Source organism: Maribacter sp. (genome assembly GCA_020629415.1).
Classification (GTDB): Bacteria; Bacteroidota; Bacteroidia; order Flavobacteriales; family Flavobacteriaceae; genus Maribacter; species Maribacter huludaoensis.
Map to the genome: position 1 here is coordinate 35,136 of JAHDDL010000024.1, position 12,190 is coordinate 47,325.

The 12,190-nt window shown below is 34.3% G+C and carries 10 protein-coding genes; 6 read left to right on the forward strand and 4 right to left on the reverse strand.

All coding sequences use genetic code 11. From position 1 onward, the window contains the following. The first annotated feature begins 85 nt into the window (after positions 1–85). Positions 86–1,573: a sodium:solute symporter gene (locus tag QZ657_RS10990; protein WP_291966909.1), complete on the forward strand. Its 1,488-nt coding sequence runs from the start codon at positions 86–88 to the stop codon at positions 1,571–1,573. On the opposite strand, the gene QZ657_RS10995 is transcribed toward QZ657_RS10990, so the two are convergent. The 4 genes from QZ657_RS10995 to QZ657_RS11010 form a co-directional block, all read right to left on the reverse strand. Continuing rightward, on the reverse strand, positions 1,570–1,929 hold the full coding sequence (locus QZ657_RS10995; protein ID WP_291966911.1) for a CoA-binding protein: 360 nt from the start codon (positions 1,927–1,929) through the stop codon (positions 1,570–1,572). The two genes, QZ657_RS10990 and QZ657_RS10995, sit on opposite strands and share 4 nt — an antisense overlap. A gap of 395 nt (positions 1,930–2,324) precedes the next feature. Next, positions 2,325–3,335, reverse strand: coding sequence for a 3-oxoacyl-ACP synthase III family protein (locus QZ657_RS11000; RefSeq protein WP_291960667.1), 1,011 nt, complete (start codon positions 3,333–3,335; stop codon positions 2,325–2,327). A gap of 116 nt (positions 3,336–3,451) precedes the next feature. Continuing rightward, a complete protein-coding gene (locus tag QZ657_RS11005; RefSeq protein WP_291966912.1) occupies positions 3,452–4,762 on the reverse strand; it encodes an ABC1 kinase family protein in 1,311 nt (436 codons plus the stop codon). Positions 4,763–4,777: 15 nt separating this feature from the next. Continuing rightward, positions 4,778–5,431, reverse strand: a complete 654-nt coding sequence (locus QZ657_RS11010) for a TetR family transcriptional regulator C-terminal domain-containing protein (protein ID WP_291960663.1) — start codon at positions 5,429–5,431, stop codon at positions 4,778–4,780. Between the two features lie 370 nt (positions 5,432–5,801). Here QZ657_RS11010 and htpG point away from each other — a divergent pair, with 370 nt between their 5' ends. The 5 genes from htpG to QZ657_RS11035 all read left to right on the forward strand — a co-directional run bounded on the left by htpG (position 5,802) and on the right by QZ657_RS11035 (position 12,189). Next, a complete protein-coding gene (htpG, locus tag QZ657_RS11015; protein ID WP_291966914.1) occupies positions 5,802–7,691 on the forward strand; it encodes a molecular chaperone HtpG in 1,890 nt (629 codons plus the stop codon). Between the two features lie 96 nt (positions 7,692–7,787). Then, the gene (locus QZ657_RS11020) at positions 7,788–9,197 is read left to right on the forward strand and encodes a hypothetical protein (protein ID WP_291966915.1); all 1,410 of its coding nucleotides are present in this window, start codon (positions 7,788–7,790) and stop codon (positions 9,195–9,197) included. A gap of 163 nt (positions 9,198–9,360) precedes the next feature. Next, positions 9,361–9,996 (forward strand): MOSC domain-containing protein, encoded by a 636-nt coding sequence (locus QZ657_RS11025; RefSeq protein WP_291966916.1) that lies wholly within the window; start codon positions 9,361–9,363, stop codon positions 9,994–9,996. A 16-nt stretch (positions 9,997–10,012) separates the two neighbouring features. Next, entirely contained in the window at positions 10,013–11,806 is a 1,794-nt protein-coding gene (locus tag QZ657_RS11030; RefSeq protein ID WP_291966917.1) for a DUF885 domain-containing protein, read from the forward strand. A gap of 23 nt (positions 11,807–11,829) precedes the next feature. Further along, on the forward strand, positions 11,830–12,189 hold the full coding sequence (locus QZ657_RS11035) for a MauE/DoxX family redox-associated membrane protein (protein ID WP_291960654.1): 360 nt from the start codon (positions 11,830–11,832) through the stop codon (positions 12,187–12,189). Position 12,190: the final 1 nt, after the last annotated feature.

The window sequence follows — 12,190 nt, forward strand, 5'->3', positions numbered from 1 at the left end:
TCATATTGCCCCATAATTTTATTAGGAAGCGATCTATTTGACCTACGTCATTTAAGTTTTTGTAATTTGCCGCAAATTTTACAACATGAACGCCTCTCATATCTTACTACTCATTACCGGTTACTTTGTATTGCTTTTGATTATTTCATACTTCACAGGGAAAAACGACTCTAATGAAGATTTTTTTAAGGCCGGTAAACAATCCCCTTGGTATTTAGTTGCCTTTGGTATGGTAGGAGCTTCGCTCTCTGGTGTAACATTCATCTCCGTACCTGGTTGGGTAGACGCTTCCCAATTTAGCTACATGCAGGTTGTTTTTGGATATTTTTTAGGGTATTTGGTAACAGCTTTTGTATTATTACCTATCTATTATAAACAGAACGTTACTTCAATTTACGAATATTTGGATGATAGATTTGGCTTTGTAAGCTACAAGGTAGGGGCTATTTCATTTTTCATATCTCGGGTACTTGGCGCAGCGTTTCGGTTGTTTTTAGTTGCCATTGTTCTACAGCAGTTCGTATTCGATGCATGGAAGGTTCCGTTTGAAATTACCGTTATTCTTTCTATTTTACTCATTTGGATATATACTTTTAAAGGAGGAATTAAGACCATAGTCTGGACAGATACACTACAGACCTTATTCATGTTAGTTTCAGTAGGACTATCTATATATTTTATATTGGATAAAATGAACTGGACATTCATTGAATTTCTGAACTCAGCAGAACTAGGACAATACAGCAAAACATTTTTTACCGATGACCTTTCTTCTAAAAACCATTTGATAAAATCATTTTTAGGCGGAATGTTCATCACCATATGCATGACCGGTCTTGATCAAGATATGATGCAAAAAAACCTCACTTGTAAAAATTTAGGCGAAGCTCAGAAAAACATGGTCAGTTTCAGTGTAGTTTTGGTACTAGTCACTTTTATTTTTATGTTACTTGGAGCTCTACTTTTCATTTATGCGGATGCACACAATATTGCATTGCCAATGATGGACGGCTCACCAAAATCCGATCTTTTGTTTCCAGAAATAGCTTTGAACAGTGGTCTAGGCATAACCGTGGCAGTAACTTTTATGTTAGGTTTAATTGCCGCGGCCTACAGTAGCGCAGACAGCGCGCTTACATCACTGACAACTTCTTTTTGTGTAGATTTTTTAGGTACCGAAAAGAAATCTGATGAAGTAGCGAAAAAAACGCGCAGAATTACACATATTGGTATGAGCTTGCTTTTAATTTTAGTGGTAATCTCTTTTAAATATATCTTGGATAAAAATGTAATTGACGGGCTACTAACAGTTGCCTCTTATACCTATGGTCCTTTGTTGGGATTATTCTCTTTTGGCATCTTTACCGATCATCAGGTAAAAGACAAATATGTTTGGGTCGTTGCACTTGTTTGTGTAACCATAATTCTACTTTTAGCAAAGTTGCCAAATGACTTTTTTGGTGGTTATATCTTCGGTTATGAACTATTACCGTTGAATGGTCTGCTAACTTTTGTAGGATTATGGCTAATCCGCAAAAAAAATACTACCGCTAAAATTAACGATATCGCTTAATATTGATGCGTACTTAAAAGAACTAAAGTACACGCTATTTCAAACGCTATACCATTGTCTTTTAGTAATTTATAAAACTCAAGATTTTCAGTTCCCGGATTAAAAATTACCCTTTTTGGAGCCAAAGAAATGATCTGTTCATAATATTCTTCTTGTCTTTTTGGATTTATATATAGGGTTATTGTATGAATATCACTAATTTTGTCTAAATTATTATTGATATTGACACCGGAAACCTCACCTTCTCTTAATCCATAAGCCAAGGTTTCTATACCCGAATCTACTAGTCGATGTATTGCAATATTGCTATATCGATTTGGTTTTAAGGAGGCTCCGAAAACTAGGGTCTTTTTCATAATAAAAAAATGTTAAAAGTTTACTTATATGTAACTAATTAGGCAATATTTCGTCTATTAGTAAAGTTTGATACTCTTACGAGTTTAAAAAATTGTTGGTAACGCTATATGTTTATAGTTAATGGTTAGTGTTTAGTATAGCCTATCAGCATTTGAAACCCGGCTTCCAATTTATTTTGGAATGTTCGGGTTTCTTTTTTTTAGATATGCTGTTAAAAGCAATCTTACTACCACAGATACAAACTGCTTACATTAAACGCAAGTTGCAGTAACATTGAAAACATTTTTACGTCTATTACTATATATAGGGATATTTAATACAGAAGATTGGTTGGTTTTTTCTTTTTAAGTAAAACTATATAGCACCCATAGCCAAAACTATGGGTGCTTTATTTTTACCATCTAATAATTACACTGCCCCAAGTAAAACCACTACCAAATGCAGCCAAAACCACCAAGTCGCCACTTTTTACTTTACCCTCTTGCCACGCCTCTGTAAGTGCTATTGGAATAGATGCAGCCGTAGTGTTACCATATTTCATGATATTATTGAAAACTTGGTCATCACTTAACTGAAATTTCTTTTGAATGAATTGTGAGATTCTCAAATTAGCCTGATGCGGTACCAATAAATCGATATCGGTAGATTTTAATTTGTTTTTTTCCAGACCTTCCACAATTACTTCACTGAAACGTACCACCGCATTTTTAAAAACAAATTGTCCGTTCATATATGGAAAGTAAGATTCATCGTTAGGATCGTTGTCTTCCATAATATCCGTCACCCATCTATTACCCATGCCAGGGGCAATTAAAGATAGTTCTTCTGCATGCTGGCCCTCTGAATGTAAATGTGTAGACAAAATACCTTTTGTAGCATCTTCTTCCCTAGTCAATACTGCCGCACCGGCACCATCTCCAAAAATTACCGATACCGCCCTGCCTCTGGTAGTCATATCCAGTCCATGAGAATGTAATTCTGAACCAATAACAAGTACATTTTTGTACATACCCGTTTTTATATACTGGTCTGCTATAGAAATTGCATATACAAAACCGGAACATTGATTACGTACATCTAATGCCCCTACAGTTTTAATACCCAAATCTCTCTGTACCAATACACCCGGACCAGGGAAATAATAATCTGGACTCAAAGTAGCAAATACGATAAAATCTATGTCATCTTTATCTATACCTGCCCTTTCAATAGCTATTTTAGCCGCTTTTACACCCATAGAAGTGGTAGTATCGCCATCACCTCTAACCACATGTCTTCTTTCTTTAATACCGGTTCTTTCTTGAATCCAAGCATCATTTGTATCCATCACTTTTGACAAATCATCATTTGTCACTACATTTTCAGGTACATAATGACCTAAGCCGATTATTTTTGAATTATACATAGTAATATTTTAGTCCTGATCTAGTCCAGGTTGAATTAGTGTTGCAATATAAACAACTATTAAGAATTTTTTTGAAAATATAACTATCAACCTCTTAACTAAAAGCATCAAAAAACTTAACTCAAATACTTCTTAAAATCGTTAACCTTTATATTTGCCTTAAGATCATGCAACAAGTTGTATAGACCAAAAAATGTACGGTTCATATATAAGAAATGCTTTGAACCTCTATTACCGTTCATTTTACGTATTTGCTTGTCCGATGAGAATTGCTCTCCCAATGCTGCAATTTTACCCCAAAAAACTTCATCACCAAAATTGAAATTGTCATTATGGAAAGGTGATGTAAACAAGCTTAACAATTGATAAAAGATAGATTTAAAAAACACTATTTCCTCTGCCGTATCAGCCGGCATCAAGATTTCTAGCTCGTAAAGTTTTTCTGTGAATTTTTTATCATCTGAGATTACTTCTGGTCTAGCAAGTTCAAAATAAGGCACATAAAAAGAATCTGGAACCTCTTTAATACAACCAAAGTCTATAGCTATAAGCTCTTCATTTTTACTTACCAAAAAATTACCCGGATGTGGGTCTGCATGGACTTTTCGCAACCCATGAATTTGAAACATATAGAAATCCCATAAAGCTTGACCAAGTTTATCTCCAGTAGCCTGAGAGAAACCTGTTTTTGTAAATTCACTTAGATGCACACCTGTCATCCAATCCATCGTAATAATGCGCTGACTTGAAAGATCTGTATAATATTTAGGAAAATTGATGTTTGGTATTACTTTGCACGCCTCTGTAATCTCTTTACTCTGAGCCACTTCCAAAAGGTAATCCGTTTCTTCAATTAACTTATTTTCAACTTCTTTAAAGTATTTATCAGAATCTTTTCCTTGCAAGTTGAACATACGAATTGCTATAGGCTTCACTATGGCCAAATCACTGCTTATACTTTGTGCAACACCTGGATATTGTATTTTAACGGCCAAGTTTTTACCATCTTTAGTTGCCTTGTGTACCTGACCTATACTGGCAGCATTTATAGAGTCTTTTTCAAATGTATCAAAAACCTCTTCTGGATATTTATCCAAATATTTTTTAAAGGTTTTACGCACTAACGGTGCAGATAACGGAGGCACCGAGAATTGCGACAATGAAAACTTCTCAACATAAGCGTTAGGCAGGAGATTCTTTTCCATACTCAGCATCTGAGCAACTTTAAGAGCACTACCCTTCAATGATTTTAATCCGTCATAAATATCTGCGGCATTATCTTCATTCAACTCATCTTTGGTAGTATCCGGATTAATAATTTTTTTACCAATATACTTAGCGTAATTACCACCAATTTTTGCACCAGTTCTTACCAACTTACTTGCCCGTTCTATCTTTCCGGTGGGTATTCTGTCTAGAGTTTTCATATTGTAAGAGTAAGATTAGGCAAACTTTTCTTTGTAAAGGAATTTTCCAAAATCCAGAATATTCTCCAATGGCGTATTATCAAATAAATCAAAAATTGTATTTACGGATTTTTCTATGGCCACATCTGTTTTTTCAAATGAAGCAGAGTCATCAGATTTCCAAAAATTCATTAAAAACATTGTCTGTAGCCAAGCACCTTCAGAAAATATTTGTGGATTATGTTTTGTAATCTTCAGGTTTTTGTCGGCATTGCCATCATTGATCAAACCTTTGGCAAATTGTTTGACACTTTTTCTTAAACCTTTTAACTGTTCCAAATTTTTAAGCGGACTGCCCGCATTATCCATAACAAACAATACATAGCTCCTATTTAAGGTAAGCACCTCAAAAAAAGTATAAAAGAATGTAAGCATTTTATCCCTATTGGTAAATTCTTGGTACTCCGCATTTTTATGGATTACGTTTATCGTATTCTCGAAAAAAGTATCCCATATTCCCTTTTTTAGAGCATCAATAGAACCATAGTACAGATAAAAATCCGATTCTTCAATATTGTTCACTTTACAGAATTTATAGACCGTCTTTGGTAATTTTTCGTGCTCAAGCACATAGTCCATAAACATAGTAATGATTAAATCTTTTGTTACTTTTTTAGCTTTAGCAGACATATCTAATTAATTTATTATAAGGTACAATGCAGATTTCACAGTTAGAAGTTTTTATGAAACATTAGCTTATATTTAATAAAAACGTGCTATCAGGTGATAGCACGTTCCTAAACAACCTAACCAATAAATAATCAACATGTGATTATGCTGTAAATTCTTTTTCATAGCAATTTCTCATAATCACACTACAAATATACGTTATGTTTAACTTTTTTAAATATAATTTAAACAAAAATATTTGTTAAACTTTCATAGGCTCATAACTGTCAGTTTGTCACAATAACCTATTGTGGTATTTTTTTTGACCAATAGCAACGAACAATCATTATTAACAATGGCCGCGCTGACCGTGGCATAAAAAATATAAAAAATGGCAACAGGTAAAATTAATGTGTCCGTAGACAACATTTTTCCACTGATCAAGAAGTTTTTATACAGTGATCACGAAATTTTTCTAAGAGAGTTGATTTCGAATGCAACCGATGCAACTTTAAAAATGAAACATTTGACCACTATTGGCGAAGCTAAGGTTGAATACGGCAACCCTATTATTGAAGTTAAAGCGGACAAAGAAGGAAAGAAACTACATATCATTGACCAAGGTCTTGGTATGACAGAGGAGGAAGTTAAGAAGTATATTAATGAAGTAGCTTTTTCCGGTGCCGAAGAGTTTTTAAATAAATATGAGGATACTGCCAAGGATTCTGGTATAATAGGACATTTTGGACTTGGCTTTTACTCTGCATTTATGGTTGCCCATAAAGTAGAGATCATTACAAAAAGCTTTAAAGACGAACCAGCAGTTCACTGGTCATGTGACGGTTCTCCTGAATTTATTATGGAGCCTGCCGACAAAGAGACACGTGGTACAGAAATTATACTTCATATTGCAGATGACTCTACCGAGTTTTTAGAAGATAATAGAATAAAAGAGCTGTTAAGCAAGTATAACAAGTTTATGCCTATTCCAATTAAATTTGGAATGAAAACAGAAACATTACCAAAACCAGAAGGTGCAAAAGAAGAAGACCCGGCTCCTACTAAAGAAGTAGATAATATAATTAACAACCCTAATCCGGCCTGGACAAAACAACCAGCCGATTTAGAAGCAAAAGATTACCAGGAGTTTTACAGAGAATTGTACCCAATGCAATTTGAAGAGCCATTGTTTAATATTCACTTGAATGTTGACTATCCTTTTAACTTAACGGGTATTCTGTACTTTCCAAAATTGACGAATGACCTCAATGTACAGAAAGACAAAATTCAGTTGTACCAAAATCAAGTTTTTGTAACAGATAATGTTGAAGGTATTGTTCCTGAATTTTTGACCATGCTACGTGGAGTCATAGATTCTCCAGATATTCCATTGAACGTTTCTCGTTCTTATTTACAGGCTGATGGCGCCGTTAAAAAAATATCTTCCTACATCACGAGAAAAGTTGCAGATAAGCTAAATTCCTTATTTAAAAACAATAGAGAAGATTTTGAGGCTAAATGGAACGATATTAAAATAGTTATTGAATACGGAATGCTTTCTGAAGATAAATTCTTTGACAAAGCGGACAAGTTTGCTCTATACCCAACTGTAGATGGTTCTTATTTTACATTTGAAGAACTACAAGAGAAAATAAAAAATACACAGACGGATAAAGACGGGAAAACAGTTATTCTGTATGCATCTGACAAAGAAGCACAGCATAGTTATATTGAAACTGCAAAAGCTAAAGGATATGAAGTACTGTTATTAGATTCGCCAATTATAGGTCATTTAATGCAAAAGCTAGAAGGTTCTAAAGAGAATATTTCTTTTGCCCGTGTAGATGCCGATCATATCGACAAATTGATCCAAAAGGAAGAAACTCAAATCTCTAAATTATCTGACGATGAAAAAGAGACTTTGAAAAAAGAATTGGAAGAAGCTATTACAGATAAAAGCTTTACGGTTCAGTTAGAAGCTATGGACAGTGATTCTTCTCCGTTCACTATTACGGAGCCTGAATTTATGCGCCGTATGAAAGAAATGCAACAGACCGGCGGTGGCGGTGGTATGTTCGGTATGGGTGCCATGCCAGAAATGTATAACCTGATTGTAAACACAAACCACCCATTGGTAAGTGAATTCTTAAACACGAAAACTGCGAAGAAAAAAGAGCGATTGATCAATCAGTCACTTGACTTGGCGAAGTTATCTAAAGGCTTACTTAAAGGTAAAGCTTTAACTGAGTTTATTAAGCGTAGTTACGAGATGGTGAAGTAACTTCCATTTCTTATAATCTTGAAAAAGCCACTACATTTTTTGTAGTGGCTTTTTTGTTAAATGTTGTTATCTTTCAGTTGAGAAACCATTGACCAAATGAAAAACGACTACCGTAGTAATCAATTTAAAAAACTACTGGATAACCTACAGCAAGAAAGTTGGCAACTAGAACTTATTATCTCTGGGTTTGCCATTTATGGTTTAATAGCTGGTTATGATTCTATAGATTTAGAATTATTAAAAGCTGTTCAAAAAGAGGAAGGTTTTACTAGTTTCATGTTAAGCACACTTTTAACCAGCATGCTAATTTTAATAATAATATTGTTAACCCATGTAGTCATTAGAGGCTTATGGATTGGCGCTAGAGGATTACGCTATGTATCTGGAGATATCGATTATAGAAATTTAAACTACTCTGAAAAATTCACCTCCTTCCTAAAAAACAAAGTAGGTGCATTTGACCATTATATTTCTAGGCTTGAGAATATTTGCAGCACCTTATTTGCGTTAGCTTTCTTAATGATTTTCTATTTAATTTCATTCTTTATGGTCATAGGTGTTTTGGCTGTGAGTATAAATTATCTTGAAATAATCAAATCTAATTCTGAAACGTTTTATGAATTTATAAAAGGTTGTTTCATTTTTATTTACGTATTCAGTATTCTATTATTATTGATTGATTTTTTAGGCGCTGGTATTTTAAAGAAGTACAAATGGACATCAATAATATACTATCCAATTTATAGGATATTTAGCTACATTACACTTTCGTTTTTATACAGACCTTTAGTATATAATTTCTTAGATCAGAAAAAAGCTCGATGGATTGGTATATTAATAATACCCGTTTATTTTATTGTTTCATTATTTTCTTCCGGTTTTGGAACATTACGATCTAACTACCTTGATCATGAACAAAATACTTCACAACAATTTACAGGTAAAGAAAACTACGAAGACCAATTATCAGAAGATACCGATATGGTGAACTTTGCCTCTATACCCTCTAAAATTATAGAAAAATCCTATTTACCGGTATTTATAAGCTATACTAATTATATGGAAGATGCTGTTTTTAAAAATGATTCTACACTTTTACCCGAAGAAGATGAAAGAGGCTTTGGCTTTCATTTAACTAACATGCAGTCGGCTTCAGGTTTAGTTAATTTTCATGTAACACCAATTGACAATCTTGAAAATCAATCCAAATATTTAAAGGTATTCGATTCTATTTTTGAACTTCAAATAGACTCGAAAAAACAAGTTTCTATTTTCAATTTGACTAAAAACAAACAAGAACAATTTGGTTTTGAAACGATTTTAGATATTGAAGAATTATCAAGAGGAAAACATTTTTTAAGGATACTTGGACCTGACGAGAAGGAAAAAGGAATTTTTGAAAAAGATACCTTAATTACCATACCCTTCTGGTACTTCCCAGAAAACAGCACAACGTCAATTAACCAACATAGCATTGTATTACGAGACAGCGTGACAACCAACTAAGACACAAAAGCTAACTACTGAATTTAGAAATAAGCAACAAACAGACGAAAAAATCATAGGTTACTAATAAATACCCTACGTTTTTAACCGATTTAATACCCGTTTGGTCAACTTTAAGTAAACCTTTTATCATAAATACTAGTGCTTTTTTTATCTTCACCACATGAAGGTGATTTCAACGAACATAGGAGATGCAGTAACTTTTGAATGGAACGGATTTACCGAGCAAACCGGTATCTTCAAATACCCAACTTCTAAGGCCTTATTTCTCACTAAAAATGATGTCAAAAATGACACTGTTATAGACCGTGTGCATCATGGCGGCGTACATAAAGCATGTTATCTCTTTTCTGCCGATTACTATGATTATTGGAAACAACTTTACCCTGAACTAGAATGGGATTGGGGCATGTTCGGTGAAAACTTAACCGTTGAAGGTCTTGATGAATCTAAAATACGTGTTGGCGATATATACAAAATAGGAAATGCCTTAGTACAAGTATCACAACCGCGAGAGCCTTGCTATAAACTAGGTATTCGCTTTGGCACACAAAAAATTTTAAAAGAATTTATTACACATAATCACCCTGGCACCTACGTAAAAATTCTAGAAGAAGGTCTTGTATCGGCCGGAGATGAATTTATACTAGTAGAACAATCTAGAAATACATTTACCACACAACAATTTTATGAATTGATTTTTGCAAAAGAAAAATCTAAAGATTTGCTAGAACTTTTCATGAGCAATGAAGCTGTACCACAATATAAAAAGGACAGGTTCAAGAAATACCTATCATAATTTTAATACACAAGTAATGAAAAATATTATTATAGCATTTGCCCTCATCCTTGGGCTTAAAACTCAAGCGCAATTAAGAACAAACGGGGAAGTTTCTTCTAACCCTACTATGCACAATATTGGTTTCATGACCCTATTGGCGCATTATTATGATGACGGATTAAAACTGAATCCGTTGAACGCCACTTTTCAAGGAGATAACAGATACAACGACACACTACCAAATTTTCTATCTGATAGTTACAAGAAAGAACTGGTCAACTACTATCAAACTTATTTGGAAAAAGCGGAGAAATTTGACGACGCCCAACTTTCTGAAAGTGAACTGATGTCCAAATCTATTCTAAAATGGGAATGCAAAGTAAATTTAGAAGGTCTAGCTTTTGAGCAATATACTCCAATAGACCAAATGTGGTCCATGAATTTAATGATGGGGCAATTAGCCGGTGGTTCTAGCGCCCAACCCTTTAAAACTACGAAAGACTATGAAAATTGGAGCAAGCGTCTAGAAGATTATGAGGTTTGGTTGCAATCCGCAAAATCTAAAATGCAAGCAGGTATTAAAGCTAAAACCGTATTGCCTAAATCTCTTATTAAAAAAGTTTTACCACAACTTGCAAGTGTAGCAAATACCAGTCTTGAAGACAACCTCTTCTATACCCCTATTAAAAACTTTCCTGCAGATTTTCCAGAAGCCGACAAACAAAGGCTGACCGAAATTTACACGGCTGTTATCACCAATAAAATAATACCGGCATACAAAGAATTGCATGATTTTATGGCAGCGGAATATTTAAAGGCCGGTAGAGAAAGTAGTGGTATACAAGGTATCCCAAATGGTGACGCATATTATGCACATCAGATAAAGTTATATACCACAACAAATATGACGGCTTCAGAAATTCATGAAATAGGATTAAAGGAAGTGGCTAGAATTAGTGCTGAAATGGAAGCTGTTAAAAAACAAGTTGGTTTCAAAGGTGACCTTAAAGCATTTTTCAATGAGGTACGCAACAAAAAAGAGTTAATGCCCTTTAAGGATCCGCAAGAGGTTATTGCCAATTTTAATGATATTCACAAGAGAATGATGCCCAAGGTAAATGCTTTATTTAGCAAACAGCCTAAAACTCCTTTTGAGGTTAGACGTACAGAGGCTTTTAGGGAAGCTTCCGCCAGTGCAGAATACAACCCCGGTTCTTTAGATGGTACCAGACCCGGTATTTTCTATGTTCCTATTCCAGATGTTACTTCTTACAACACGTATTCAGATGAAGATTTATTCTTGCACGAGGCTATACCAGGCCACCACTTTCAAATTTCACTGACACAAGAAAATGAAAATCTACCACAATTTAGAAAAACACTTTGGTATAGTGCCTACGGAGAAGGTTGGGCTTTATATACTGAATCTTTAGGTAAAGAATTAGGTCTATATACAGATCCATATCAATATTTTGGTATGCTTGGAGCGGAAATGCACCGTGCAGTTCGCTTGGTGGTTGATACAGGGTTGCATTCAAAAGGGTGGTCTAGAGAAAAGGCTATTCAATATTCCTTAGATAACGAAGCAGAATCCGAAGCTAGTATTACTTCTGAAATTGAACGATATATGGCGAATCCTGGTCAGGCTTTATCCTATAAAATAGGGCAACTTAAAATCATGGAACTTCGTGCTAAAGCAGAAGCTAACCTTGGTAAAGATTTTGATATTAAGGTATTTCACGAAAAAGTGTTAGAAGTTGGTTGTGTACCGTTAGCGCTACTTGAAGAAAAAATAATGAAATGGATTTCGGCAAATACCAAAGCTTAAAATTCTAATCTTTTAAATTATCTATGATCTACCCTTGGCACTTATATCTAATGGGCGCAATCTATATTTTTGCGGGCATTATGCATTTTATAAAACCGAAGGTCTACCTTAGAATTATGCCACGCTACCTACCTGCCCATAAAGCTCTGGTTCTATTAAGCGGTGTGGTAGAGATTTTATTAGGTATCGGTCTATTTTTTAAAGAGACCAAAAACCTTTCCATTTATGGCATTATAGCAATGCTTGCCGTATTCTTATTAGTGCACTTTTATATGTTATCAAGTGACAAAGCAAGTGCAGGTTTTCCTAAGTGGTTACTTTTATTAAGATTGCCAATACAATTTGCTTTAATGTATTGGGCTTTTATGTACTTGAACTTATAGC

Bases quoted from the DNA above. Each gene is read 5' to 3' on its own strand.
- QZ657_RS11035 (WP_291960654.1), top strand. From the start codon at position 11,830: ATGATCTACCCTTGGCACTTATATCTAATGGGCGCAATCTATATTTTT.
- QZ657_RS10995 (WP_291966911.1), bottom strand. From the start codon at position 1,929: ATGAAAAAGACCCTAGTTTTCGGAGCCTCCTTAAAACCAAATCGATAT.
- QZ657_RS11000 (WP_291960667.1), bottom strand. From the start codon at position 3,335: ATGTATAATTCAAAAATAATCGGCTTAGGTCATTATGTACCTGAAAAT.
- QZ657_RS11030 (WP_291966917.1), top strand. From the start codon at position 10,013: ATGAAAAATATTATTATAGCATTTGCCCTCATCCTTGGGCTTAAAACT.
- htpG (WP_291966914.1), top strand. From the start codon at position 5,802: ATGGCAACAGGTAAAATTAATGTGTCCGTAGACAACATTTTTCCACTG.
- QZ657_RS11005 (WP_291966912.1), bottom strand. From the start codon at position 4,762: ATGAAAACTCTAGACAGAATACCCACCGGAAAGATAGAACGGGCAAGT.
- QZ657_RS11010 (WP_291960663.1), bottom strand. From the start codon at position 5,431: ATGTCTGCTAAAGCTAAAAAAGTAACAAAAGATTTAATCATTACTATG.
- QZ657_RS11025 (WP_291966916.1), top strand. From the start codon at position 9,361: ATGAAGGTGATTTCAACGAACATAGGAGATGCAGTAACTTTTGAATGG.
- QZ657_RS11020 (WP_291966915.1), top strand. From the start codon at position 7,788: ATGAAAAACGACTACCGTAGTAATCAATTTAAAAAACTACTGGATAAC.
- QZ657_RS10990 (WP_291966909.1), top strand. From the start codon at position 86: ATGAACGCCTCTCATATCTTACTACTCATTACCGGTTACTTTGTATTG.